General features: G+C 63.0%; 24 protein-coding genes and 1 tRNA gene. 6 read left to right on the top strand and 19 right to left on the bottom strand.

The annotated features are described in order from the left end of the window. The first annotated feature begins 13 nt into the window (after positions 1-13). Both E8Q40_RS07625 and E8Q40_RS07620 read left to right on the top strand, forming a co-directional pair. A complete protein-coding gene (locus E8Q40_RS07625) occupies positions 14-688 on the top strand; it encodes a hypothetical protein (RefSeq protein ID WP_137043815.1) in 675 nt (224 codons plus the stop codon). A gap of 52 nt (positions 689-740) precedes the next feature. Continuing rightward, positions 741-1163 (top strand): thioesterase family protein, encoded by a 423-nt coding sequence (locus tag E8Q40_RS07620; protein WP_246663029.1) that lies wholly within the window; start codon positions 741-743, stop codon positions 1161-1163. Between the two features lie 151 nt (positions 1164-1314). Here the strand turns inward: E8Q40_RS07620 and boxB are convergent, their stop codons facing one another. Together boxB and boxC are read right to left on the bottom strand one after the other, a co-directional pair. Further along, positions 1315-2760 carry a benzoyl-CoA 2,3-epoxidase subunit BoxB gene (gene boxB, locus E8Q40_RS07615; protein WP_137043813.1) on the bottom strand — a complete coding sequence of 482 codons (1446 nt, stop codon included), beginning with the start codon at positions 2758-2760 and terminating at the stop codon, positions 1315-1317. A gap of 147 nt (positions 2761-2907) precedes the next feature. After that, a complete protein-coding gene (boxC, locus tag E8Q40_RS07610; protein ID WP_137043812.1) occupies positions 2908-4593 on the bottom strand; it encodes a 2,3-epoxybenzoyl-CoA dihydrolase in 1686 nt (561 codons plus the stop codon). A 148-nt stretch (positions 4594-4741) separates the two neighbouring features. Between boxC and E8Q40_RS07605 the strand changes: the two genes are divergently transcribed. The 3 genes from E8Q40_RS07605 to E8Q40_RS07595 are packed head-to-tail and all read left to right on the top strand — an operon-like array spanning position 4742 to position 7048. Then, positions 4742-5671 (top strand): helix-turn-helix transcriptional regulator, encoded by a 930-nt coding sequence (locus E8Q40_RS07605; protein ID WP_137043811.1) that lies wholly within the window; start codon positions 4742-4744, stop codon positions 5669-5671. Between the two features lie 5 nt (positions 5672-5676). Then, the gene (locus tag E8Q40_RS07600) at positions 5677-6705 is read left to right on the top strand and encodes an NAD(P)/FAD-dependent oxidoreductase (RefSeq protein ID WP_137043810.1); all 1029 of its coding nucleotides are present in this window, start codon (positions 5677-5679) and stop codon (positions 6703-6705) included. 19 nt (positions 6706-6724) lie between these two features. Continuing rightward, complete coding sequence (locus tag E8Q40_RS07595; protein WP_137043809.1) at positions 6725-7048, top strand: 2Fe-2S iron-sulfur cluster-binding protein; 324 nt, start codon at positions 6725-6727, stop codon at positions 7046-7048. Between the two features lie 35 nt (positions 7049-7083). Here E8Q40_RS07595 and rfbC read toward each other — a convergent pair whose 3' ends face one another. Then, positions 7084-7602 (bottom strand): dTDP-4-dehydrorhamnose 3,5-epimerase, encoded by a 519-nt coding sequence (gene rfbC / locus E8Q40_RS07590; protein ID WP_137043808.1) that lies wholly within the window; start codon positions 7600-7602, stop codon positions 7084-7086. A 245-nt stretch (positions 7603-7847) separates the two neighbouring features. Here rfbC and E8Q40_RS07585 point away from each other — a divergent pair, with 245 nt between their 5' ends. Next, entirely contained in the window at positions 7848-9260 is a 1413-nt protein-coding gene (locus tag E8Q40_RS07585; RefSeq protein WP_137043807.1) for a mannose-1-phosphate guanylyltransferase/mannose-6-phosphate isomerase, read from the top strand. 62 nt (positions 9261-9322) lie between these two features. On the opposite strand, the gene E8Q40_RS07580 is transcribed toward E8Q40_RS07585, so the two are convergent. The 16 genes from E8Q40_RS07580 to ilvN all read right to left on the bottom strand — a co-directional run bounded on the left by E8Q40_RS07580 (position 9323) and on the right by ilvN (position 24168). Then, positions 9323-9398: transfer RNA gene (locus E8Q40_RS07580), tRNA-Lys, on the bottom strand. 240 nt (positions 9399-9638) lie between these two features. Then, positions 9639-10208 (bottom strand): Spy/CpxP family protein refolding chaperone, encoded by a 570-nt coding sequence (locus tag E8Q40_RS07575; protein ID WP_137043806.1) that lies wholly within the window; start codon positions 10206-10208, stop codon positions 9639-9641. A gap of 187 nt (positions 10209-10395) precedes the next feature. After that, a complete protein-coding gene (locus E8Q40_RS07570) occupies positions 10396-11688 on the bottom strand; it encodes a TRAP transporter large permease (RefSeq protein ID WP_137043805.1) in 1293 nt (430 codons plus the stop codon). After that, positions 11685-12242 carry a TRAP transporter small permease gene (locus E8Q40_RS07565; RefSeq protein WP_137043804.1) on the bottom strand — a complete coding sequence of 186 codons (558 nt, stop codon included), beginning with the start codon at positions 12240-12242 and terminating at the stop codon, positions 11685-11687. The genes E8Q40_RS07570 and E8Q40_RS07565 overlap by 4 nt, the downstream gene beginning before the upstream one ends. Positions 12243-12313: 71 nt before the next feature. Then, positions 12314-13309, bottom strand: coding sequence for a TRAP transporter substrate-binding protein (locus tag E8Q40_RS07560; RefSeq protein ID WP_137043803.1), 996 nt, complete (start codon positions 13307-13309; stop codon positions 12314-12316). A gap of 270 nt (positions 13310-13579) precedes the next feature. Beyond that, the gene (locus E8Q40_RS07555) at positions 13580-15157 is read right to left on the bottom strand and encodes a 2-isopropylmalate synthase (RefSeq protein ID WP_137043802.1); all 1578 of its coding nucleotides are present in this window, start codon (positions 15155-15157) and stop codon (positions 13580-13582) included. A gap of 355 nt (positions 15158-15512) precedes the next feature. Next, the gene (locus tag E8Q40_RS07550) at positions 15513-16394 is read right to left on the bottom strand and encodes a polyphosphate kinase 2 family protein (protein WP_137043801.1); all 882 of its coding nucleotides are present in this window, start codon (positions 16392-16394) and stop codon (positions 15513-15515) included. Next, positions 16391-17116 (bottom strand): NUDIX hydrolase, encoded by a 726-nt coding sequence (locus E8Q40_RS07545; protein WP_137043800.1) that lies wholly within the window; start codon positions 17114-17116, stop codon positions 16391-16393. Before E8Q40_RS07545 ends, E8Q40_RS07550 begins: the two co-directional genes overlap by 4 nt. Further along, positions 17113-18009 (bottom strand): PhzF family phenazine biosynthesis protein, encoded by an 897-nt coding sequence (locus E8Q40_RS07540; RefSeq protein WP_137043799.1) that lies wholly within the window; start codon positions 18007-18009, stop codon positions 17113-17115. Before E8Q40_RS07540 ends, E8Q40_RS07545 begins: the two co-directional genes overlap by 4 nt. Positions 18010-18011: 2 nt before the next feature. After that, positions 18012-18896 (bottom strand): pyridoxal kinase PdxY, encoded by an 885-nt coding sequence (pdxY, locus tag E8Q40_RS07535; protein ID WP_137043798.1) that lies wholly within the window; start codon positions 18894-18896, stop codon positions 18012-18014. A 149-nt stretch (positions 18897-19045) separates the two neighbouring features. Beyond that, the gene (locus E8Q40_RS07530; protein WP_137043797.1) at positions 19046-20071 is read right to left on the bottom strand and encodes an ABC transporter substrate-binding protein; all 1026 of its coding nucleotides are present in this window, start codon (positions 20069-20071) and stop codon (positions 19046-19048) included. Positions 20072-20170: 99 nt separating this feature from the next. Further along, positions 20171-20959 (bottom strand): ABC transporter permease, encoded by a 789-nt coding sequence (locus tag E8Q40_RS07525; RefSeq protein ID WP_137043796.1) that lies wholly within the window; start codon positions 20957-20959, stop codon positions 20171-20173. Further along, positions 20959-21777, bottom strand: a complete 819-nt coding sequence (locus E8Q40_RS07520) for an ABC transporter ATP-binding protein (protein ID WP_137043795.1) — start codon at positions 21775-21777, stop codon at positions 20959-20961. Before E8Q40_RS07520 ends, E8Q40_RS07525 begins: the two co-directional genes overlap by 1 nt. A 161-nt stretch (positions 21778-21938) precedes the next feature. Next, positions 21939-22958, bottom strand: coding sequence for a ketol-acid reductoisomerase (ilvC, locus tag E8Q40_RS07515; protein ID WP_137043794.1), 1020 nt, complete (start codon positions 22956-22958; stop codon positions 21939-21941). 106 nt (positions 22959-23064) lie between these two features. Next, complete coding sequence (locus tag E8Q40_RS07510; RefSeq protein ID WP_137043793.1) at positions 23065-23664, bottom strand: LysE family translocator; 600 nt, start codon at positions 23662-23664, stop codon at positions 23065-23067. Further along, complete coding sequence (ilvN, locus tag E8Q40_RS07505; protein WP_137046628.1) at positions 23665-24168, bottom strand: acetolactate synthase small subunit; 504 nt, start codon at positions 24166-24168, stop codon at positions 23665-23667. It abuts the gene before it with no gap. Positions 24169-24324: the final 156 nt, after the last annotated feature.

Below are 24324 nucleotides of genomic sequence, written 5' to 3'. Positions count from 1 at the left end.
TAGATTGAAGGCGATGGTGACACCTACCTACCGCAAACGCCTGACCAGCCTGCTCACGCCCGCCGAGCGGCGCCTATTCGCGCGCCTCGACAGGCCGCACAAAGTGCAGACCTTTCTCGACAAGATGCCCGCCAATTTCAGCATTGACGGCGATACCGCGATGTCGCCGCGACGGATGCTGAAGGAGAAGGTGGCGCATTGCTCCGAAGGCGCGGTGTTCGCGGTTGCGGCGTTGGCCTTTCATGGCCGCCGCTCATGGCTGATCGATCTGAGGGCGCTGCCGAGCGATAGCGATCACATCATCACCGTGTTCCAGGAGCGCGGCCTGTGGGGTGCGATCAGCAAGACCAACCATCCGGTGTTGCGCTGGCGCGATCCCGTATACCGTAGCCCACGCGAACTGGTCATGTCGTATGTCCACGAATACTGCCTGCCGGGCGGCAAGAAATCGCTGATGGAATATTCACGCCCCTTTGCGCTGACGCGCTATGCGCCGGAGCGCTGGTTGACCCCGGAAGATGACCTCGATTGGCTGATGCTGGCGCTGGATGAGGCCCCGCATTTGCCGATCGCGCCCCAAGCCTCGCTGAAGCTGCAACGCCGTTCGACCGCCTTCGAGCGCGATGCTCACAACCGGACCGAATGGCCCGATCCGCGTCCGAAGAAAACCGCTGGCAAGGCCTCGTAACGGCGCACCCGACCCTCTACAATCGCGGCATCAAAAGCGGAGACCTTCGCGCGTGACGTCCTTCACCTACCGCCGCTCCTTCACCGTGCCTTGGGGCGACTGCGATCCGGCCGGCATCGTCTTCAATCCGAAATTCTTCACTTACTTCGACGCCAGCACATGGCTGATGTTCTCGGCCGCCACCGGCGTGAAGGTCCACGACATCAATGAGCATTTCGGCATTATCGGCATCGCGCTGGTCGATGCCGGCGCCAATTTCATGAAACCTGTCAAATACGGCGACGAGATCGAGATCGTGTCGCGGGTCGCCGAATTCCGTCGCTCGAGCTTCGTGGTCGAGCACAAGATCCTGCTCGGCGGCGACCTGCGCAACGAAGGCACCGAGACGCGGGTCTGGGCGGTGAAGCACCCGGACGACCCGCAGAAGATCAAGACGGCGGCGATACCGGAAGAGGTGATTACGGCTTTCGAGTAGCGCTTGCCTTTACCCTCCCCCTTGTGGGGAGGGTCGGCGAACGAAGTGAGCCGGGGTGGGGGTAGCGATGAGTAGCAATCACCCCCACCCCGACTGCTTTCGCTTACGCTCAAGCAGTCGACCCTCCCCACAAGGGGGAGGGTAAAAGGCGCTACGCCAGCTTCACATACTCGAAATCGCCCGACTTGTTGTCGATGCCGACCTTGGGCGGCGCGATCCACGATGCGAATTTGCCGGGCTCCATCTCGGGCTGCATCAGGCTCTCGATATAGACGCGGTCATTGTCGTTCGGCAGATGGTCGTCCCGCACCTTATCCCAGGCCGCCTCGTCGAGAACGTTGCCCTTCGGATCGGCCTTGATCTTGGAGAACTCGCCGATCTGCCGGTGGAACGCCTGATGCGGCAGATTGAGTTGGAACTGTATGCCTGATGCCTCGATGGCCTTGTTCCAGCGCGACACGCCGAGTTCGCAATCCTTCAGATAGTCATCGCGCAGGCGCATGTTGAGCGCCGACAAGGCCGGGGCGTCCTCAGTCACGATCTTGCCGTCCTTAAGGCGTGCGACCTTGTAGCTATCGTTCTCCAGCCTATGGTCGTCGCCGGTGAGCCGCTCTTCGCGGAAGCGGCCCTTGATGCCGGCGTGGAAGGCGTTGGCCGCGTTGGTCGAGATTTCGTTGCCGAACAGGTCGAGCGACAGCGAGCAATGCAGGTTGAGCTTCTTCTGCACGGTCGGCAAGTCGATGACGCCGAGCTTGCGCACCGCCTCGATATCGTTCGGATCGTCGATGCCGGCCTGCTTCATCGCCTCGCAGGTACGCTCGACGATGCGCGTCACGCCAGTCTCACCGACGAACATGTGGTGCGCTTCTTCCGTCAGCATGAAGCGGCAGGTGCGCGACAGGGGATCGAAACCGGACTGCGCCTGCGCTTCGAGCTGCATCTTGCCGTCGCGATCGGTGAAGTAGGTGAACATGAAGAAGGACAGCCAGTCCGGCGTCTTTTCATTGAAGGCGCCGAGCATGCGCGGCGTATCGGCGTCGCCCGAGCGGCGCTCGAGCAGCGCGTCAGCCTCGTCGCGGCCTTCGCTGCCGAAATACTTGTGCAGCAGGTAGACCATCGCCCACAGATGACGGCCCTCCTCGACATTGACCTGGAACAGGTTACGCATGTCGTAGAGCGAGGGCGCGGTCTTGCCGAGATGGCGCTGCTGCTCGACCGAAGCCGGCTCGGTGTCGCCCTGGATGACAATGAGGCGGCGCAGCAGAGCGCGATACTCGCCAGGCACTTCCTGCCAGGCCTTCTCGCCCTTGTGCGCGCCGAACGGGATCTTGCGATCCTCGACCTGCGGCGCCAGCAGGATACCCCAGCGATATTCCGGCATGCGCACGTAATCGAACTTGGCCCAGCCCTTCGGATCGACCGACACCGCGGTGCGCAGATAAACCAGCGCTTCCTGGAAGCCTTCCGGCCCCATGTCGTTCCACCAATTGATGTAGCCGGGGTGCCACTTCTCCAGCGCGCGCTTGACGCGTGCATCGGAGTTGAGGCCGACATTGTTGGGGATCAGGCCGTCGTAATCGACATTGACGATGTTCATGGGCTGTTTCCTATCCACTTTTCCCGGGCGCAGCGCAGCGCGCTTGCGGTGCGCTGCAGACCCGGGACCGTTCCAGGTCGTCGGTTGTGACGGCCCCGGTTCTGCGCAGCGGCATTTCATGCCGCAGCGCGCCCGGGGCACGCATTGTCAAACTCTCTCTTTATTAAACGTCGGCTTCACGCCGCTGCCGTAGAGCTTCAAAGCGCCCTGCTCGCCGATGGCGTTGGGGCGCTGGAAAATCCAGTTCTGCCAGGCGGTCAGCCGGCCGAAGATTTTCGTTTCCATGGTCTCGGGACCGGCGAAGCGCAAATTGGCCTCCAAGCCCGTCAGCGCATCTGGAGAGAACGAAGCGCGCTCTTCCGTCATTACGCGCAATTCGTCGTCCCAGTCAAAATCCTCATAAGCGAAGGTGACGAGGCCGAGATCAAGCGCGTCCTCGGCTTCGAGCGGCTCGCCGATTTTCGCTTCGGCGGCCTTGAGCGACACGTCGTCGTCGAGGAAGCGTGTCTGGAGGCGCGTCAGACCATTGCCCATCGGATAGGACCCGAAATTGGCCTTGCCCAGCGTGATCGCTGCCGGCGCGCGGTTGTCGCCCTCGCGCGTACCGATCAGCATCGCCGACCGGTCGGCAACGAAGACGAGTTCGGCCAGCGTGCCGGCAAAACACGAACCGGGCTCGACCAGGGCCATCAACGTCTTTGGCGTCACATCGAGACGCTTGAACACACGCTTCACGTAATGACGGATTTCGCGCAGCAGCCAATCATTGTGACCACCATCATGGCCATTGAGCAACACGTCGTCATGGCTCAGCACCGCCTTGGCATCGCCTTCGGTCTTGAGCACCACAAGATTGATCGTCGGCTCGTTGGTGCGCAGATGCAGAATGGCATCCTCGAGTTCGCGCGCCATCGCCAGCGGCCAGAAAGCCGCGCCCTTTGTGTGCACCGCCTCAACCGAGTCAGGAGCCGCTTCATTCGGCGCCTTGACGATAATGGTCGCAATCGACTTGTCGCGCTCGATCTCGACTTCGACATGGGAGTAGCTGACGCGGCCTTCGGTGATGGTGCGCTCAAGCGGCGTCAGCGCAATGCCCTTGGCATTGGCCGGACGATCGGATTGTTTGGCGATCTCGGCGGCGCGGGCCTTCACCGCGTCCTGCCACTTCGACGGCGGCACTGCCTCGTCGACCAGCTTCCATTCCACCGCCTTGGCGCCGCGCAGGCCCTCCTCCGTGGCGCAGAAGAAATCGGCGCGGTCGCGGCGCACCTTGCGCTTGTCGGTGACGCGCGTGAGGCCGCCGGTACCCGGCAGCACTGCGAGCAGCGGCGTCTCCGGCAGCGACACCGCCGAGCGACGATCGTCAATCAGCATGATGTGCTCGGCCGCGAGCGCGAGTTCATAGCCACCGCCGGCGCAGGCGCCGCTGACGGCCGCCATATACTTCTGGCCGGAATTGGCGCTGGCATCTTCAATGGCAAGGCGCGTCTCGTTGGTGAACTTGCAGAAGTTCACCTTCCACTGGTGCGTCGACTTGCCGAGCATGCGGATATTGGCGCCGGCGCAGAACACATTGTCCTTGCCGGACTTGATGACGACGGCCTGGACTTCCGGATGCTCGAAACGCAGGCGCTGCACCGCGTCGTTGAGTTCGATATCGACGCCGAGATCGTAGGAGTTGAGCTTGAGTTCGTAATCCGGCTTGAGGCCACCGGCCGGATCGACGTCCATGATCAAATTGGCGACGTTACCGTCGATCTCGATGCGCCAATGACGATAGCGCGATGGATCGGTGCGGTAATCGACGATGCGGGGTTCGGCGGTGTCGGTCATCCCGGCGTATCTTCCCTGCGAGAAATGGCGAGATATGCATTATTTTGCATAGTCTCTAACACCTCTCCCGGTAGCGGGCAACGTTTTAATTCACAATAGTTCGAAAATTCCGTTGATTTAGCATTATAGTGCATGATACAGGTAGCTCATGCACACGGCACAGACAAAAGCCGCACTGAGGAAACCGCCCCGGGAATCCGATGCCTACCTCCATCGGCTGGGCGAACGGGTGCGTATGCTGCGCAATCAGCGCGGCATGTCGCGCAAAGTGCTGGCCCGCCAGGCCAAGGTATCCGAGCGCTATATCGCCCAACTCGAATCCGGCCTCGGCAACTGCTCCATCGTGCTCCTGCGCCGCATAGCCCGCGCCATTGGCCTGCCGGTGACGCAGCTCGTCCATGACGGCAGCGACCCGCCGCTCGACCTCGTGCTCATCAGCCAATTCCTCGAGCGCCTGTCGCCGGCCGAACTGGCCGAGGCGCGGCGCCTGCTTGACGACCGCTTCCGCGCGGCCGGCGCCGACGATCCCGCGCGACGGCGGCGCATTGCGCTGATCGGCCTGCGCGGCGGCGGTAAATCCACGCTCGGCACGTTGCTCGCCAATCACCTCGGTATTCCGTTCGTCGAACTCAACCGCGAAATCGAGCGCCGCGCAGGCGCCTCGCTCGGCGAGATATTCGACATGTTCGGCCAGGAATCGTTTCGGCGCGCCGAGCGCGAGGCGCTCGACGACGTTCTCAACCGGCACGAGGCATTCGTCCTCGCCACCTCCGGCTCGATCGTCACCGAGCCGGGGACGCTGGACATGCTGCTGGCGTCCTGCTTCACGGTCTGGGTCAAGGCCGAACCGCAGGAGCACATGAAGCGCGTGATGGCACAGGGCGACATGCGGCCGATGGCAAATTCGGCACGCGCCATGGACGACCTGATTTCTATTCTCAAGAGCCGTGAACCGCTCTATGCCAGAGCGGAAGCGACCATCACCACAACGGGCAAGACGCCCGATCAGAATCTTGGCGAGTTGCTGCGCGTCATCGCGCCACCCGCACGTAGCAAGGAGCCGGCGCCCGCCGGATAAGCCTGATGAGCGAGACCATCAAGACCGACGTCCTTATCGTCGGCGCCGGCCCCTGCGGCCTGTTTGCCGTGTTCGAGCTGGGCCTCCTGGACATCAAGGCGCACGTCGTCGACATCCTCGACAAGGTCGGCGGCCAGTGCGCGGAGCTCTATCCCGAGAAGCCGATCTACGACATTCCCGGTATCCCCGAGATCACCGGCCAGGGACTGGCTCAGTCGCTGATGCAGCAGATCAAGCCGTTCAACCCCACATTCCATCTCGGCGAGATGGTGACCGGCATCGAAAATATCGGCGATCCGCTTTACCGCGTCACCACAACCGTCGGCAAAACTTTCGAGACCAAGGTGATCGTCATCGCCGCCGGCGGCGGCTCGTTCCAGCCGAAGCGGCCGCCGATCGACGGCATCGAACCCTATGAGGCAAAATCGGTGTTCTATGCGGTGCGCAAGATGGAAGCGTTCCGCGACAAGAACATCGTCATCGTCGGTGGCGGCGATAGCGCGCTCGACTGGACACTCAACCTGCAGCCCATCGCCAAGCGCCTGACCCTCGTGCACCGCCGCGACGATTTCCGCGGCGCGCCCGACAGCGTCAACAAGATGCGCGGCCTGGTCGCCTCCGGCGCCATGGATCTTCGCATCGGCCAGGTTACCGCGCTCGAGGGCGCCGACGGCCAGCTCTCGGCCATCTCGGTCAAAGACAAGGACGGCAAGCTCGACCGCGTCGCCTGCGACGCCATGCTGCCCTTCTTCGGCCTGACCATGAAGCTCGGCCCGATTTCGGACTGGAAACTCGATATGGACGACGAACTGATAAAGGTCGACGTCTCCACCTTCGAGACCAACCGCCTAGGCATCTTCGCCATCGGCGACATCAACACCTATCCCGGCAAGCTGAAGCTGATCCTGTCCGGCTTCCACGAAGGTGCGCTGATGGCGCAGCGGGCCCATCATTACGTTCACCCGGAGAAACGTCTCGTGTTCCAATACACGACGTCGTCGACCAGCCTGCAGAAAAAACTCGGCGTCGCCTAAACATCAACGAACAAGCATCATGCCCAAGATCACCTTCATCGAACATGACGGCACCGTTCACGAGGTCGAGGCCGAACTCGGCGCCTCGGTCATGGAGACGGCGCTACGCAACGACATCAGCAGCATCGTCGCCGAATGCGGCGGCGGCTGCACCTGCGCCACGTGTCATATTTATGTCGATGAAGCCTGGGTCGAGCGCGTTGGCCCGCCCTCGCCGTCCGAGGACGCCGAACTTGACGCCGCCTTCGACGTGCGCGCCAACTCGCGGCTGTCGTGTCAGATCACGGTGACCGAGGCGCTCGACGGGCTTGTCGTGCGCACGCCGTCCTATCAGGGGCGATAGCGCCGGTCCGGTCGGATTGAACCGCTGCTCGTACCTTAAGTGAACACCGCGCGCAGCTGCGCCAGCGACGGTTGTTGCTTGTCCCTAGCCGACAGAGTGGCCCGATCGGTATCCACCGGCCATCGGATCGCCAGGGCCGGATCGTCCCACCGAAGGCCGCGTTCGTGCTGAACGCTGTAGTAGTCCGTCAGCATGTAGGCGACTTCGCAATCGTCCTCGAGCGTACAGAAGCCATGGGCGAAGCCGGCGGGAATCCATAACTGCCGTCCATTGTCGGCCGATAGATCGACAGCCACGTGCCCGCCATAGGTCGGCGACGACGACCTCAGATCGACCGCCACATCGAAGATGCGTCCGCGCGAAACCTTGACGAGCTTGCCTTGCGCGGCCGGCTCTACCTGGAAATGGAGCCCCCTCACCGTTCCCCTTTGCTGGGATAGCGATCGGCTGTGCTGGACGAAAGTTACGTTGCCGGCCTCGGCTTCAAACCGGTCCAGCCTGAACGTCTCGGCGAACCAGCCACGGTCGTCCTCGTGGCGTTCCGGGATCAGCACGAGCGGCCTTCAATGTCAAAACGGTCGACCTACATTCGCAGCCCTTCGTGGTCGAAATCGGCAAAGCAAGGCCCGGAATCGTGCGCCCTTGGCTGGAGCCGATGCCCGGACATGGTAGTATCCGCTGCAAAATGCACGTTAACAGAAGCCTGACCGTTTTCCGACGGGCTTGGTAAAACCGGCCCCCGCAGCTATTCCCTCGGGCGAAAGACGCCGCTCGGCGGCCGCATAGAATGAGTATGGCGATGGCCTCTCCGATCGTTCCCGTTCTCCTTGCCGGCGGCGCCGGGACGCGGCTCTGGCCGGTCTCCCGTGACGCCCTGCCCAAGCAGTTCCTGCCGCTTATGGGCAAGCACTCGACCTATCAGGAGACCCTGCTCCGCGTCCGCGGCCCCGAATTCGGCACGCCCATTGTCGTCACCGGTCCCGATTTTCATTTCTTCGCCCGCCGCCAGGCCGAGGAGCTCGGCATTGACGTCACCGTCGTCATCGAGCCGATGCGCCGCGACTCCGGACCGGCCATCGCCGCCGGCGCCGCCATCACGCTCATGCGCGATCCGCAAGCCGTCATCCTGGCGCTGGCCGCCGACCACATCGTGCTCGACCCGGAAGACTTCCGCAAAACCTGCGTCGCCGGCCGCGCCGCCGCCGACCTCGGCCGCATTGTCACCTTCGGCATCAAGCCAACCGAACCCAAGACCAGCTTCGGCTACATCCGGCCAGGCAAGCCGATCGACGGCACGACGACCGCCGAAGTCGAGAGCTTCGTCGAGAAGCCGGATCTCGCCACTGCCGCGCGCTATGTGCAGGACGGCTATCTTTGGAATTCCGGCAACTTCCTGTTCCGCGCCGACGTGCTGCTCGACGAACTCAGGCGCCTTGAGCCCGACATGGCGAGCGCTGTCGAGGATAGCGTTGCCCGCTCCAACACCGACCTCGGCTTTGTGCGCCTCGACGCCGAGGCCTTCGCCCGCTCACCGCAGAAGTCGATCGACTACGCGGTGATGGAGCGCACCGACCGCGCCGCGGTGGTGACCGGCAATTTCCGCTGGTCGGATATCGGAAGCTGGGATGCCCTGTTCGACATCGCGCCGACCGATGCCAACGGCAACGTGCTGCAAGGTCAAGTGACGCTGATGGACTCCAGGAACTGCGTCGTCCACTCGGAGAGCCGCCTTACGACGCTGATCGGCGTCGAGGATCTGGTCGTCGTCAGCGTCGCCGATGCGACGCTGGTCGTGCCGCGCTCGCGCTCGCAGGAGGTCAAGGACCTCGTTGCGAAGCTGAAAGCCGACAAGCGACCGGAAGCCGTGGTGCACCGCCGCGTGCATCGTCCATGGGGCTATTACGAGTCCATCGACATGGGCGAGCGCTTCCAGGTCAAACGTATCGTCGTCCTGCCCGGCGGCGTGCTGTCGCTACAGCGCCACCGGCATCGCTCCGAGCACTGGGTTGTCGTGAGCGGCACCGCCGAGGTGACGATCGAGCAGGCCGTCAGGGCCGTCCACGAGAATGAATCGGTCTATGTCCCGATCGGCTCGGTGCACCGCCTCGCCAACAAGGGCAAGATTCCGCTCGAACTCATCGAGGTGCAGACGGGCAGCTACCTCGGCGAGGACGACATCGAGCGGCTGGAGGACGTCTATAGCCGCGCCTAGGCCTGCGGACGCGCACGACCGCGCGCCGTCATCACAGATTCCGCAAGACTTTCCGGAGGTAATGGTGGGCGCTGTAGGGATCGAACCTACGACCCGCTGATTAAGAGTCAGCTGCTCTACCAACTGAGCTAAGCGCCCGGAGTGCCAGAAGGGCCGCGGAGGGCCGCTTTCGGCGAGGCCGTCCTCTAGCAAAGCGATCCTGCCGTGGCAAGCAAAGATACCCGCTCCCGTGGGCCCGCTAAACCCTCGATCCACAACGCAAAAACCGCCGGGGCGAACCCGGCGGTTTCTGGGACAGGGAGCAGTCTCCCGGGAGAGGTGGCAGCAGCCCATCCACTTCGCGTCAGGACAGGACGCTTTGCTGCGCCCTGGCCGTTATTACTGCGGCCGCGGGGGGCTATCCGGGCCGCCGCCAGGACCGCCCATAGGACCGCCCATCGGCCCGCGCGGGCCTTGGTGATGCATCATCCCGCCATGGCCGTGATGGCCGCCGCGATGCCAACCGCCGCGCTCGCCACCGAGCTTCGCCAGCACCCAGAAGCGCTTCTTCTGGGAGTCGTCGAGGCTCTTGTAGAGCGGGCCCGCCGCCTCGGTGAGCTTCTTCAGCGCCGCGCCCTGCTGCGCCATTGCGTCGGCGCGCTGGCTCAGCCGCTCGAACTGGTCGGTCGGCTTATCGGCCGACGCGCGCGCGGCAAAGCGCTCCGAGCGCTGCTTGGCCAGATCGCGCAGCGCGGCTTCCACCGCCGGCCAGTTCTTCTCCTGCTCCGGCGTGAGCTTGAGGCCGGCCTTCAGCGCCGCGATACGTGCATCGCCGAACGCGGCCATATCCTCCGCGGTCGGACGCCAGCGCTCGGCCCCACGGGGACCGTCGGGCCCCTTCTGGGCATAGGCAAGCGAGCCACCGGCGATCGCAAGCGCGGTCGTGCCGGCTAGAATGTACTTCAGCATAGAAACCTCCATGGCAGCTATCATTGATAGCCATTCAACGGAGGTGAGTAGAGAAACCCTGCGCCGCCTGATCAAGTTAAGGTTCGGACAGACATTAAATGATGGCAATGATTACGGGATCGCAATGTCGATGAACCGGTATTCATGGATGGCAAACCGGCTCCTTTGTCATTGTTAATGAACGCGGCTATTTCAGCGCCGGCCCGAACACAAAATTCGGCAGCCAGAGGGATATCTCGGGGACGTAAGTGACGACGACCAGGAAGCCGAGCAGGACCATGAGCCATGGCATCGCCGCGCGCACGACGGCCGTCAACGGCATGCCGGTGATACCGGATGCAACGAATAGGTTGAGGCCAACCGGCGGCGTCACCAGACCGATCTCCATATTGACCACATAGACTATGCCGAGGTGGATCGGATCGATGCCGAGATGCATCGCCGCCGGGAATAGGATCGGCGCGGTGATCAGCACGATCGCCGACGGGTCCATGAAGTTTCCGGCGACCAGCAGGATGATGTTGACGATGAGCAGGAACTGCCACGGCGCAAGCTGCGCGTCGCTGATCATGCGCGCGATGTCCTGCGGTATCTGCGCGGTGGTGAGCACATGCGCGAACAGGAACGCGTTGGCGATGATGAACATCAACATCACCGTGACGCGCCCGGAATCGAGGAGCACGCGCGGCACGTCGACGATCTTGAGATCGCCGTAGATGAACACCGCGGCGACGAAGGCGTAAACCGCAGCGACCGCGGCCGCTTCGGTCGGCGTGAAAATGCCACCATAGATGCCGCCCATCACGATGACGATGAGCAGAAGACCCCACATGGAGTCGCGGAACAGCCTGAGGCGTTCGCCCCAGGGCACGAGCGGCTGGCGCGGCAGCTTCTTGATCCTGGCGACAATGTAGATCGCGATCATCAGGGTCGCGCCGAGCAGGATGCCGGGAATGACGCCGGCGACGAACAGCCGCCCGACCGAGGATTCCGTTGCCGCCGCGAAAACCACCATCACGATCGACGGCGGAATGAGGATACCGAGCGTACCGGCATTGACGATGACGCCGGTGGCAAAAGCCTGAGAATAGCCGACCCTGACCATGCCGGCGATGACGATCGAACCAATCGCCACCACGGTCGCTGGCGACGACCCGGACACGGCGGCAAACAGCATGCAGGCCAGCACCGACGCGATCGCGAGGCCGCCCGGCAGATGGCCGACCGCGGCGATGGCGAAATTGATCATGCGCTTGGCGACGCCGCCTGTGGTGAGAAAATTGCCGGCCAGAATGAAGAATGGAATGGCGAGCAGCGTGAACTGCTCCATGGTCTGGAAGAATTTCAACGTCAGCGAGGCGAGGCTGTCGTTCTGGAACAGCAGAATGGTGAAGATCGAGGACAGGCCGAGCGCCATCGCGATCGGCATGCCGATACCCAGCATGGCGAAGAGCGTTACGAACAGAAAGACGGTATTCATCGCTGCACCGTGGTCGCGTCGGGAGCCTGATCGTGGGTTACGTCGTGCAGTGCTTCCGCGGCCTCGTCGGCGAGCTCATAGCCTTCCGACTCACCCGTGAAGATGCGCCACGCCATGGCCAGCAAGCGGATGAAAAGTAGCCCGAAACCGATCGGCAGACAGATCGACAAGATCCAGCGTTTGACCGGAATATCCTCGGCCTCGATGTCGATGATCATCATGCGGTTGATGTACTCGACCGAGCCGTAAATCATCAGACCGGCGTAAATCAGCGCCAGCACCACGACGATCATGCCGATAGCGCGACGGACTGGCGTCGGGAAAAGCTTCACGGCGGCGTCGACACCGATATGCGCGCGTATCCGCACGCAGTAGGAGATGCCGATCATGACCAGCCATGAGAAGAGGTAGAAATTGGCCTCGAGGGCCCAGATAAATCCCGAGTTGAAGCCATAGCGCAGGACAACCTGCACGAATGTCAGAATGGTCATCACGCCGAGAATGAAGGCGATCAAGCCTTCCTCGGCGCGGTGCCACATCCCCCGCAGTGTCACCGCTCACTCCCCCCACGTTGAGTCCATGACGGCCGCAGCGTCGGCTGCGACCGCCATCTGTCGTACCGTTCTTAGTTGGTCTTCGGCTGGTTGGACTTCATCGCGGCTGCGATCAGGTCCTTCCCGATCTCGCCTTCGAACTTGGCCCAGACCGGCTTCATCGCCTTGACCCACTCCTGGCGCTGCGCCGGGGTAAGCTGATGGATCTTGGCGGTGTTCGAGGCCTGAATCTTCTTCTTGGCCTCTTCGTTGATCTTGTCAGCGGTTTCGTTGTTGGTCTTGGTCGCCTCGGCCATCGCCTTAGTCAGACCATCACGAACGTCGGCCGGCAGACCGGTCCACCACTTGTTGTTGACCAGCACCATGTAGTCGATGACACCATGGTTCGACTCGGTGATGTCGGTCTGCACTTCGTTGAACTTCTGCGACAGGATGTTCGACCAGGTGTTCTCCTGGCCGTCCACGGTGCCGACCTGCAGCGCCTGATAGACTTCCGAGAAGGCCAGCTTCTGCGGCGTGGCGCCGAGCGCCTGGAATTGCGCTGCCAGAATGTCGGACTGCTGGATGCGGAATTTCAGTCCCTTGGCATCTTCCGGCTTGATCAACGGCTTCTTCGCCGAGATCTGTTTCATGCCGTTATGCCAGTAGGCAAGACCGAGATAGTTCTTGCTCACCATCGACTTCAGCAGATCCTGGCCGTCCTTGCTGGCCTGGAAGCGGTCGACCGCTGCGATGTCATCGAACAGGAACGGCAGATCGAAGAGCTGAACCTTCTTGGTGAACTTGTCGAACTTCGACAGCGAAGTCGAAATGAAGTGCACGTCGCCGAGCGCCAGCGCTTCCATTTCCTTGGCATCGCCGAACAGCTGCGAGTTCGGATAGACCTCAACCTTCACCTTGCCGGGCAAAAGGCGCTCGGCAGCTTCCTTGAACTTCAGCGCCGCCTGCCCCTTCGGAGTCCTTTCGGCGACGACATGGCTGAACTTGAGAACCATCGGATCGGCGTTAGCCGAGACCGGCGCGGCGAGAATAACCGCCGCGGCTGCGGCGAGAAGCCAGTTGCGCATTTAAGTTTCCTCCGGGTTTAACCTAACGATTTGATTTTTCTTGGCGTTATTGCCGCCAAAATCGCACTAAATGCCTTTCTCGGCAAGTGGGCCAAAGGCCACCATCCGGCACGGCAGCCGTCAAGATCAAAAATTTGCCAGGGGCGCCGGTACCTCGTGCGACGGGGTTCCCACACGGTTCGGCCAATATCGGATTTGCCCGCGCAGAGGCAATAAAAATGCCGCGCCCGAAGGCGCGGCATCGCATTGCATTGCACAATCAGAACGGCTCTAGCCAACCTCGTTGGCGTGGATACGCTTCTCGATGCTCGGCGTCTTGCCACGCTTGCTCATCATCTTGTTGAGCGCGCCGAGATAGGCCTTGGCCGAGGCAACCAGCGTGTCCGGATCGGCGCCTTTGGCGGTAAAGGAGCGACCTTCCGCCGCCAGACGTACGGACACCTCAGCTTGCGCATCGGTACCTTCGGTGACGGCGTGCACCTGATAGAGATCGAGCTTGGCCTCGTGCGGCACGATCGCGTGGATCGCGTTGAAAATGGCGTCCACCGGGCCATTGCCGACTGCCTGATGCGTGACGTGTTTGCCGTCAATGTCGACGGTGAGCGTCGCGGTCTGCGGGCCCATCGTGCCGGCGATGACCGTGAGCGACACGATCTTGACGCGGTCATGCGCGGTGGCGATTTCCTCGTCGACCAGCGCCTCGATGTCCTCGTCATAGATCTGCTTCTTGCGATCGGCCAGCGCCTTGAAGCGCACGAAGGCGTCCTGCAACTGGTTGTCCGAGAGCTGGTAGCCCAGTTCCTCCAGCTTGTGCTGGAAGGCATGGCGGCCTGAATGCTTGCCCATGACCAGCGAGGTCTGTTTCACGCCGACCGATTCCGGCGTCATGATCTCGTAGGTCTGCGCATTCTTGAGCATGCCGTCCTGATGGATGCCGCTCTCATGCGCGAAGGCGTTACGGCCGACGATGGCCTTGTTGTACTGCACGGGGAACGACGTCGCCGCTGCAACGAGCTTGCTGGCGCGGGTCAGCATGGTGGCGTCGATGCCCGTAACGAACGGGAAGACATCGTTGCGCGTCTTGATCGCCATCACGATCTCTTCCAGCGCGGCATTGCCGGCGCGCTCGCCGATGCCGTTGACGGTGCACTCGATCTGCCGCGCACCGCCCATGACGCCGGCGAGCGAGTTGGCGACCGCCATGCCGAGATCGTTATGGCAATGCACCGAGAACACCGCCTTGTCGGAGTTCGGCACGTTTTCGATCACGCGGCGGAACAGGTCGCGATATTCCTCCGGCGTGGTGTAGCCGACGGTGTCCGGAATGTTGATGGTGGTCGCGCCGGCCTTGATCGCGGCCTCGACGCAGCGGCACAGGAAATCGAACTCGGTGCGGGTGCCGTCCTCGCTCGACCACTCGACGTCGTCGGTATGGCTGCGGGCGCGCGTCACCTGCGCGACCACCATCTCGAAGACTTCGTGCGGCTCCTTCTGGAGCTTGTACTTCATGTGCACCGGCGAGGTGGACAGGAAGGTGTGGATGCGGTTGCGCTTGGCCGGCTTGATGGCCTCGGCGCAGCGGTCGATGTCCTTCGGCGCGGCGCGCGACAGGCCGCAGATCACCGAATTCTTGGCGCGGCGGGCGATCTCGTTGACGGCGGCGAAGTCGCCCTCCGAGGCGATCGGGAAGCCGGCCTCGATGATGTCGACGCCCATATCGTCCAGGAGTTCGGCGACCTCGAGCTTTTCCTCGTGGGTCATGGTGGCGCCGGGGCACTGCTCGCCGTCGCGCAAGGTGGTGTCGAAGATGACGACGCGGTCCTTATCGGACGGGGTCTGGGTAGCCATTGGAATTGTCCTTCTCTCGCTCATGCGCCGCTTCAGGGCGCTCCTAAGGGGTGTCTCCGTCAGTCCCCCGAGTGCCAAGGCGCAAAGCCCTGCCGGCCCTCAGGGGCGGGTAAGGAGAAGGAGCGAGCCCAGAATGAGGGAGGCCGCCGGCTTGGCCATGGTGGCCGCCGGGTCGATCGCGCAGAACTGCTGCCGCGTCGGCATTGGCATCAAAACCCTCGTTTCGACCGGTACGGTCGGCGATTCCGGTAAAGCCCGTCTTAAACGGGGGCCGGATCGGGCCCTTCTAGCCGATGGCGGCGGCGGCGGGCAAGCCTTCAATAGGTCAGCATGGCTGACCGTTCTACCGCCCCCCTCATTTCTCCGCCTTCAGCGCCGCCTTGGCCTTTTCCAACTCCTCCAGCGCCGCGCCCTCCACCTTGGGATATTCGAGCTTGAGGTTCTCCAGCGCATCGACCAACGCGCCGGCAACCGCCAAACGGGTAAACCACTTCTTGTCGGCCGGGATCACGTACCACGGCGCCTCCGGCGTCGAGGTCTCACGGATCGCGTCCTCGTAGGCCGCCATGTATTGCGGCCACAGCTTGCGCTCGGCGACGTCACCCATGGAAAATTTCCAGCGCTTGCCCGGCTCGTCGATACGATCGAGAAAGCGCTTGCGCTGCTCATCGCGCGAAACGTTGAGAAAGAATTTCAGGATCAAGGTGCCGTTGCGCGCCAAGTGCTTCTCGAAGGCGCGGATGTCGTCGAAGCGTTGATGCCAGATGTCCTTGCCGTTCTTCGCATCCGGGAGGCGCTGCCCTTTGAGATATTCGGGGTGGACGCGCACCACCAGCACTTCCTCGTAATGCGAACGATTGAAGATGCCGATGCGGCCGCGTTCCGGCAATGCACGGGCGATGCGCCAGAGAAAGTTGTGGTCGAGCTCTTCGGCGCTCGGCTGCTTGAAGGATACGACTTGCACGCCCTGCGGATTGACCCCGCTCATAACGTGCTCGATCAGGCTGTCCTTGCCGGCGGCATCCATCGCCTGCAGCACCACCAGCACCGACCAGCGATTATCGGCATAGAGCCGCTCCTGCAGTTCCGCCAGGCGTTCGACGCCCTCTTTCAGCAGTTCCTTGGCCTCGTCCTTGTCGATGGTAAGGCCGCAACAATCCGCTGGATCGTGGTCGGCGAGCCTGAATTTGCCGGGCTGATCGATACGATAGCGACTGGCAATCTCGCCGAGTTTCATCGGAGGCTCCTGCTGTCGGGTGCGGCAAACCGGTGGGCCAGAAAGGTACGCACGAATGCCCGCATGGTCGGACTGAAGTTGTCGTGCCGGCGTACCAGCTTGATATCGGCCAGTTCCGGCTGTCTTTCGTTGGCAAGATGCTTGAGCACCCGCACGCGCAATGCTTTTGCCGCAAGCGGCGATCGCATGACCTTGAGCGCACAGATCAGACTGCCGTCAATGACCAGAGTCCAGCCGGGCTCCTCGACGAGTTCACTTGCGTCAATACCTGTCTCCTCCTTGAGCTCCCGTCGTACACTCATGTCAAAATCGACGCGATGGCCGACCAGATCGTCCAGGTCCGGCGTGCCACAGGGAAAATAGATCTGACCGGCATTGTAGGTATGGGCACCCATTTCGCCGAGCAGGAAGGCGCCGTCCGATGACATCACTGCCGCCGCTCCGAAACAGTCATAAACGCCAGCCTCCGGGTGCTTCGAGGCCGTCCAGAAGGTGAAGCTTGCGTAGTCCGCCTCCATGAAGCCGCCGCTCATGACGCCATTTTCGATGCGGCAACGATGCATCAGCAGCACGCGGCCGTTGAACAATGCCGGCTTCCTGCTTTTGGCTTCGGCGAACAAGGCATCAATCGCCCGACGGTTCGCATCGGCGTAAGCCCAGGGCTGCGGCTCGAGCGTCAGCTCAAGCCGGTCGATATGGACGACCTTGGCGCTGCCGGTCATGCTTCGATGACCCCCTCGCTCACGACGACGGCATCGCCGCCGATAGAGGCTTCGCGAAGACTGCCGCCTTCGATCCTGAGCGACAGCCGCATCTCGCTGGGACGGCCCATTTCGCAACCCTGCTCGATGGTGAGCTTGTGGGTGCCGTCGGCAAGCCCTTTGCTCGTGGCGTATAGCCCGGCGAAAGCAGCAACCGCACTGCCGGTGGCGGGATCTTCGGCGATGCCGCGCGACGGCGCGAACATGCGGGCGTGGACCTGGTGCGCGGCGTTCGTCGTCTGGGTGCAGATGACATAGACCATCGCGTGGCCGCCGAAGGCGAAGACCTTGTCGAACAGGGCCGGATCGGGCTTGGCCCGCGCCGCGGCGTCGAGCGAGCGCACCGGCACCATGCTGAAGGCAACGCCGGCCGACCAGCGCGACGGCGGATAGGCGTCCGCATCGATATCGGCCGCGTTCAGACTCAGCGCCGCGGCCATGGTAGCAGCATCGGGCAGATCGCCGACGCGCTGCGGCAATTGCGGCAGCTTGAATTCGGCAAAGCCGGAATCGGCGTCGTGCATCTGCGCGACACAGGACACCGGCCCGACCTTTTCCTCGATGATGAGGCTTTGCCGGCCACCGCCGGACGCGCGCGCCAACCCAACCGCCGCGCCGACCGTCGGATGGCCGGCAAACGGCAATTCGGAGGCCGGCGTGAAGATGCGCATCGCGGCCTTGTGGGCGCCATCCTGCGGCGGCAGCACGAAGACGGTTTCCGGATGGCCGATCTCGCGGGCGATGGTCTGCATCGCATCTGTGTCGAGGCCTTCGGACTCGAACACCATGCCGAGCGGATTGCCGGCAAAACGCCGGCGCGTGAAGACATCGAGGGTGATGAAACGACGGCGCATGGTCAGAGGGCCCTTTCGCCAAGATCGTGCAGCGGCATACCCGCCGCCACGACCTCGAAGCTGCTGGTCGGCGCGATGATTTCGTCCTGTGCCAGCACCGTCTGGATCTCCCGGGCGCCGGCTTCCACCGTCTTCTGCAGAATGCCGAACACCGAGTTGCCGGCGTGCGCCAAGGCTTCCCTGGCACAGCCCTGCCGCAGATAATGGGCGAAGAACAGGGCCGCGACGAGGTCGCCCGCGCCATCGATATGGGCCTTAAGACGCGGCGTGCGCAACAGGTAACAGCCGGTATCGTCGGAGGCGAGCATGTCGATCGCATCGGCTGGCGTCTCATCGGTATGCAGCGACGTCACCAGCACCGCGCGCGGGCCGAGATCGTGCAGCGCCTTGACGGCATCGCGCACCTCATCGCGCGTCCGCGAGGTGCGCCCGGTAAGACAATCGAGCTCGAACTGGTTCGGCGTGACGATATCGGCGGCCGGCAGCGCCTTGGCCTTGATGAACTCAGGGATGCCCTCGCGCACGAAGATGCCGCGGCCGACATCGCCGATGACCGGATCGCAGCAATAGCGCGCCGACGGATTGGCACGGCGGACGGTGGCCACGGCCTCGACAATGGCTTCGGCGATTTCCGCGCTGCCCATGTAGCCCGACAGCAGACCATCGCATGAGGACAGCACGCCGCGCGCGTCCAGACCCGCCATCAGGTCGCGGATGAGCCCGGGCCCGAATACCTCGCCCTCCCAGGCGCCGTAGCCCGTGTGGTTGGAGAACTGCACGGTATGGATCGGCCAGACCTCGACTCCCATGCGTTGCAACGGAAACACCGCCGCCGAGTTGCCGACATGGCCGTAAACGACGTGGGACTGGACGGAAACGAGATTCATGGGACCCAATGCGCTCAGCCGTTATGCCCGGCCCTGTGCCGGGCATCCACGTCTTACTGCATCTCGCTCATATCCCAAAGACGTGGATGGCCGGGACAAGCCCGGCCATGACGTAGTCTTTGTGTCAAATATGTCGGAGCGACCGCTTGCTAGTTCGTCTTGCCCGCCGCCTCGACATATTTGTTGGTGTAGGTCTTCGACAAGTCGATCTTGGCGTCGCGGATGGCCGGCACAGACTGGCTGAACACCGCGAGCACGGCTTGCGCGCCCTTCGGGTCCATCAGGCCGGTTTCCGAGAACATCGGCAGCGTGTTCTTCAGCGCCGCGACATAGAGCGCCTTGTCCTTGCCGACGAGCTCCGCCGGCATCTTGTCGGCGATCTCTTCCGGCGTATGCGAGTGGATCCACTTCAGCGTGGCGATGATCGCCTTGGTCATGCCCTGCACCTCCTTCTCGTGCGAGGCGATCCAGTCGGCCTTGGTATAGAGCGCGCCGCCCGGATACTCACCGCCGAACACGGCGAGCGTGTCCTTCTGCGAGCGTGTATCGCTGAGAATCTTCAGGTCCGAATACTTGCCGGCCAGCAGCGTCACCGCCGGGTCGAGCATGATGGCGGCTTCGATCTCGCCCTGCTCCATTGATGCGACCGCGGTGGCGCCAAGACCGACGCCAATAACCGCGACCGAATTCGGATCGACGCCGTTCTTGCTGAGGATGTATTTGAGGAAGAAGTCGGTCGACGAACCCGGCGCACTGACGCCGACCTTCTTGTTGGCGAGGTCCTTGATCGACTTGATCGATGCGGTGTGCTTGGGCGACACGACCAGCGCGAAGCCGGGGAAGCGGTCATAGACCACGAAGGATTGCAGGTTCTGGCCCTTGGCGGCGAGATTGACGGTGTGGTCGAAATAGCCGGAGACCACGTCGGCGCTGCCGCCCATCACGGCCTTCAGCGCCTCGGAGCCACCCTTGAACTGGATGACCTCGACATTGACGCCGGCCTTTTTGTATTCCCCGAGCGCGTCGGCCAGCATGGTCGGCAGGTAGCACAGGCACGAAGCGCCGCCGATGGCGAGTTTCACCGTAGACTGGGCAAGCGCAGTGCCCGCCATCAGGCCGGCCGACAGAACGAGCGCGGCGGCTGCGGTGGCAGCGCGGCGGAACAGCTTTGACATTCGTTTCCTCCGTATTTTTGGATCGTTGGTGCGGAATTTAGGCCAGCCGCACGAGATTGCCTAGGCCGAAAAGACGAAACAGGCGATCACGGCGGCCTATCAGGGCTTGGCCTCGCCCACGGTCGGGCGCCAGACAAGCAGACGCTTCTCAACCAGCGTGACGACAATGTCGATCGCGATGACGAAGGCCGCCAGCACGAACATGCCAGCGAAAACGCCGGCGACATCGAAGATGCCTTCCGCCTGCTGGATCAAATAGCCGAGGCCCGCGGCGGCGCCGAGATATTCGCCGACCACGGCACCGACCACAGCAAAGCCGACCGAGGTGTGCAGCGACGAGAACATCCACGACAAGGCCGACGGCCAATAGACGTGGCGCATCAGTTGCCGCTCGTTCATGCCGAGCATGCGCGCATTGGCGAGCACGGTCGGCGAGACTTCCTTGACGCCCTGGTAAACGTTGAAGAATACGATGAAGAACACCAGCGTGACGCCGAGCGCCACCTTCGACCAGATGCCAAGGCCGAGCCACAGTGTGAAGATCGGCGCCAGCACGACGCGCGGCAGCGCATTCGCCATCTTCACATAAGGATCGAACACCGCAGCGGTGCGCGGTTGGCGTGCGAACCAGAAGCCGACCAGCACGCCGCCGATCGAGCCGATGACGAAGGCCAGCATCGATTCCAGCAACGTCACCCACAGATGCTTCCAAATCACGCCGGACGCGAACCAGGCGACGATCTGTTTTGCGACATCGACCGGGTTGGAGAAGAAGAACGGAGGCAAAATCACCGTGCCGAAGATGGGATAAGTCGTCAGCACGTACCATACGGCGAAGAATAGGATCGCGACGAGGATTTGCAGCGACAGGAGCGTTGCGCGTGACATCACCGGCCCTCCGCCTGGGCATAACCCTTGACGACTTCCTCGCGGAGCATGTTCCAGATATCGCGATGGAGATCGTGGAAAGCCGGATCAAGCTTGACCTCAGCGATATCGCGCGGCCGTGGCAACGTCACGCGCCAGTCGCCGATGATGCGCGACGATGGCCCGGCCGACATGATCACAACGCGATCGGAGAGCGCGATCGCCTCCTCCAGATCGTGGGTGACGAACAACACAGCCTTGCGATCCGCGCTCCACAAATCGAGCAGCAGATTACCCATGATCTGCCGCGTCTGCGCGTCGAGCGGACCGAAGGGCTCGTCCATCAAGAGGATTTTCGGATCGCGAATGAGCACCTGGGCGAGACCCACGCGCTTGCGCTGCCCGCCCGACAGCATGTGCGGATAGCGGTCGCCGAAGGCGCCGAGGCCAACTTTGCCAAGCCACTCCCTGGCGCGGGCCCGCGCTTCGGTCTGCGGCACGCCGGCGATCTCCAGTCCGATCGCGACATTCTCCAGCGCGGTCTTCCAGGGGAACAGCGCATCGGCCTGAAACAGGTAGCCGGCCTGCCGGTTGAGGTCGGCGAGCGGCGCGCCGAAAATGTCGGCGGAACCCGCGGCGGGCGCCAGCAGGCCGGCAGCGATATTCAGGAGCGTGGACTTGCCGCAGCCGGTCGGCCCTACAATGGCAACGAACTCGCCATCGGCCACCTTGAGCGAGGCATCGTGCACGGCGCGAAACACGCCACCGTCGGCGAGGCGAAACGCGACGTCGACCTCGGTCAGGGCGACCGCCGCTTCGCTCGTCGCTATTGCTCCCATCGCCGCCATTCGGGTCCCGCCCCTCATCTGCATTGCTTGGCGCGCAAACTAGCGGCTCACGCGGCTAATGCAAACACCGAGGTCGGCGACGAATTGACCTGTTCTCACAATGCAAAAGGGCCCGCGGGAGCGGGCCCTTCGCTGTTGCAGCAAGCAGAAGGTCAGTTCTTGCTCTTGTCGACCATCGCGCGTTCCTTGATCCACGGCATCATCTCACGCAGCTTGGCGCCGACGACTTCGGCGCCGTGCTCGGCGAGCTTGGCGCGGGTCGCCTTGAACGAGGTCTGGTTGACCTTGTTCTCGAGCATCCAGTCGCGGGTGAAGCGGCCGGACTGGATGTCGTTGAGGACGCGCTTCATCTCGGCCTTGGTTTCCGCGGTGATGATGCGCGGGCCGGTGACGTATTCGCCGTACTCGGCGGTGTTCGAGACCGAGTAGTTCATGTTGGCGATGCCGCCTTCGTAGATGAGGTCCACGATCAGCTTCATTTCGTGGATGCACTCGAAGTAGGCCATTTCCGGAGCATAGCCGGCTTCGCACAAGGTCTCGTAGCCGGCCTTCATCAGCTCGACGACGCCGCCGCACAGCACGGCCTGTTCGCCGAACAGGTCGGTTTCGCACTCTTCCTTGAAGGTGGTCTCGATGATGCCGGCGCGGCCGCCGCCAATGGCGGAAGCATAGGACAGGCCAAGGTCATGGGCGTTGCCCGACGCGTCCTTGTGGATCGCGATGAGGCACGGCACGCCAGCACCGCGGGCATACTCGGAGCGCACGGTGTGGCCGGGGCCCTTCGGCGCCACCATCAGCACGTCGAGATCGGCGCGCGGCTCGATCAGGTTGAAGTGCACGTTGAGGCCGTGCGCGAACAGCAGCGCCGCGCCTTCCTTCATGTTGGCGTGCAGGTGGTCACGGTAGATGTCGCCCTGCAGTTCGTCGGGGGTGAGCATCATCATCACGTCGGCCCACTTCGCGGCCTCGGCGACTTCCATGGTCTTGAAGCCCGAACCTTCGGCCTTCTTGATGCCCTGCGAGCCCTTGCGCAGCGCGATCACGACATCCTTGACGCCGGAATCGCGCAGGTTGAGCGCGTGCGCGTGGCCCTGGCTGCCATAGCCGATGACGGCGACCTTCTTACCCTTGATCAGGTTGATGTCGGCGTCGCGATCGTAATAAACCCGCATTGGTGTTCCTCTACTTGGATTAGTTGCCTTGCCCGGGGGAAATTCGGCCCTGCTTCTAGGACGCCCGGCACCGCCCCACAAGCCCCACAGGCGCTGGAATTGGGCCCTAAAGAACCATCGGCACGATGCTCGCCACCAGGAGCAGCGCCATGACGATATTGAAGATTCTGGCGTGGCTCGGATTGCTGAGCAGGCCCCGTAACGCCACGCCGAAGCCGGTCCAGGTGGCGACCGTCGCCACCGTAAACACGATATTGACCACGGTCAGAATGGCCGTGTCGAGCACTCTGGCCTCGGGGCGCACGAACAGCGCCACCATGGTGAGGCTCATGACCAGCGCCTTCGGATTGACCCACTGAAAGCCGGCCGCTTGCCAGAAGGTCATGGGCTGCCCCAACTCGGCATCGCCGCTGGACGGCGCCGGGCGAGAATTCGCGACCTTCCAAGCGAGCCACACCATGTAGAGCGCGCCGGCGATCTTGAGCCCGGTCTGCAACACCGGCGCCGCGGTAAAGATCAGGCCGAGGCCCGCCGCCGCCGCGAGAAGCAGCACGACGAAACCGACGGTGATCCCGGCCATGTGTGGAACGGTCCGCATGAAGCCGAAATTCACGCCGGATGCCGTCACCATGATGTTGTTCGGCCCCGGCGTGAACGCGGTTGCGAACACGAACACCACCAGAGCCGCGAACATGTCGTACGGCATTTACATCGGGTCCGGACCGCGCGCGATCGCCGCGATACCCGTGCGAGAAACTTCGACAAGGCCGAGCGGCAGCATCAGCGCCACGAACTGCTCGATCTTGTCGCTCTTGCCCGTGATCTCGAAGACGAAGCTCTCGGTGGTGGCGTCGATAACGCGGGCGCGGAAGGCATCGGCCAGACGCAGCGCCTCGACACGGTTGTCGCCCTTACCGCGCACCTTCACCATGGCGAGTTCGCGCTCGATGGCCTTTCCGGAGAGCGTCATGTCGACGACCCGGTGCACCGGCACGAGCCGGTCGAGCTGGTTCTTGATCTGCTCGATCACCATCGGCGTGCCGGTCGTGACGACGGTGATCAGCGATAGGTGCTTGGCGTGCTCGGTCTCCGACACCGTCAGCGATTCGATGTTGTAGCCGCGGCCGGAGAACAGGCCGATGACGCGGGCGAGCACGCCCGGCTCGTTATCGACCAGCACCGACAGAGTGTGGGTTTCCGGCTTCTGCACATTGGTCGCGGTCGGATAGTGCGACGTGCTCGACGGGACGTTGGCGTTGGCGTTCACGGGTCTGATCCTTGTTCGCTTGCATCTGCGGCGAGCTTGGCGCGCTCCCTCTCCCCTTGGGGGAGAGGGTTGGGGTGAGGGGGCAAGTGAGCCTCGTTA

This window comes from Pseudolabrys sp. FHR47 (assembly GCF_005153485.1).
Classification (GTDB): domain Bacteria; phylum Pseudomonadota; class Alphaproteobacteria; order Rhizobiales; family Xanthobacteraceae; genus Pseudolabrys.
Note: the sequence above shows the minus strand (reverse complement) of the source record. Positions and strands in the feature narration are given on the sequence as shown.

What these genes read in the sequence shown, in the direction of transcription:
- E8Q40_RS07625 (WP_137043815.1), top strand. Translation starts at nt 14, where the DNA reads ATGGTGACACCTACCTACCGCAAACGCCTGACCAGCCTGCTCACGCCC.
- boxB (WP_137043813.1), bottom strand. Translation starts at nt 2,760, where the DNA reads ATGAACATCGTCAATGTCGATTACGACGGCCTGATCCCCAACAATGTC.
- boxC (WP_137043812.1), bottom strand. Translation starts at nt 4,593, where the DNA reads ATGACCGACACCGCCGAACCCCGCATCGTCGATTACCGCACCGATCCA.
- E8Q40_RS07605 (WP_137043811.1), top strand. Translation starts at nt 4,742, where the DNA reads ATGCACACGGCACAGACAAAAGCCGCACTGAGGAAACCGCCCCGGGAA.
- E8Q40_RS07600 (WP_137043810.1), top strand. Translation starts at nt 5,677, where the DNA reads ATGAGCGAGACCATCAAGACCGACGTCCTTATCGTCGGCGCCGGCCCC.
- E8Q40_RS07595 (WP_137043809.1), top strand. Translation starts at nt 6,725, where the DNA reads ATGCCCAAGATCACCTTCATCGAACATGACGGCACCGTTCACGAGGTC.
- E8Q40_RS07585 (WP_137043807.1), top strand. Translation starts at nt 7,848, where the DNA reads ATGGCCTCTCCGATCGTTCCCGTTCTCCTTGCCGGCGGCGCCGGGACG.
- E8Q40_RS07575 (WP_137043806.1), bottom strand. Translation starts at nt 10,208, where the DNA reads ATGCTGAAGTACATTCTAGCCGGCACGACCGCGCTTGCGATCGCCGGT.
- E8Q40_RS07570 (WP_137043805.1), bottom strand. Translation starts at nt 11,688, where the DNA reads ATGAATACCGTCTTTCTGTTCGTAACGCTCTTCGCCATGCTGGGTATC.
- E8Q40_RS07560 (WP_137043803.1), bottom strand. Translation starts at nt 13,309, where the DNA reads ATGCGCAACTGGCTTCTCGCCGCAGCCGCGGCGGTTATTCTCGCCGCG.
- E8Q40_RS07555 (WP_137043802.1), bottom strand. Translation starts at nt 15,157, where the DNA reads ATGGCTACCCAGACCCCGTCCGATAAGGACCGCGTCGTCATCTTCGAC.
- E8Q40_RS07550 (WP_137043801.1), bottom strand. Translation starts at nt 16,394, where the DNA reads ATGAAACTCGGCGAGATTGCCAGTCGCTATCGTATCGATCAGCCCGGC.
- E8Q40_RS07545 (WP_137043800.1), bottom strand. Translation starts at nt 17,116, where the DNA reads ATGACCGGCAGCGCCAAGGTCGTCCATATCGACCGGCTTGAGCTGACG.
- E8Q40_RS07540 (WP_137043799.1), bottom strand. Translation starts at nt 18,009, where the DNA reads ATGCGCCGTCGTTTCATCACCCTCGATGTCTTCACGCGCCGGCGTTTT.
- pdxY (WP_137043798.1), bottom strand. Translation starts at nt 18,896, where the DNA reads ATGAATCTCGTTTCCGTCCAGTCCCACGTCGTTTACGGCCATGTCGGC.
- E8Q40_RS07530 (WP_137043797.1), bottom strand. Translation starts at nt 20,071, where the DNA reads ATGTCAAAGCTGTTCCGCCGCGCTGCCACCGCAGCCGCCGCGCTCGTT.
- E8Q40_RS07525 (WP_137043796.1), bottom strand. Translation starts at nt 20,959, where the DNA reads ATGTCACGCGCAACGCTCCTGTCGCTGCAAATCCTCGTCGCGATCCTA.
- E8Q40_RS07520 (WP_137043795.1), bottom strand. Translation starts at nt 21,777, where the DNA reads ATGGGAGCAATAGCGACGAGCGAAGCGGCGGTCGCCCTGACCGAGGTC.
- ilvC (WP_137043794.1), bottom strand. Translation starts at nt 22,958, where the DNA reads ATGCGGGTTTATTACGATCGCGACGCCGACATCAACCTGATCAAGGGT.
- E8Q40_RS07510 (WP_137043793.1), bottom strand. Translation starts at nt 23,664, where the DNA reads ATGCCGTACGACATGTTCGCGGCTCTGGTGGTGTTCGTGTTCGCAACC.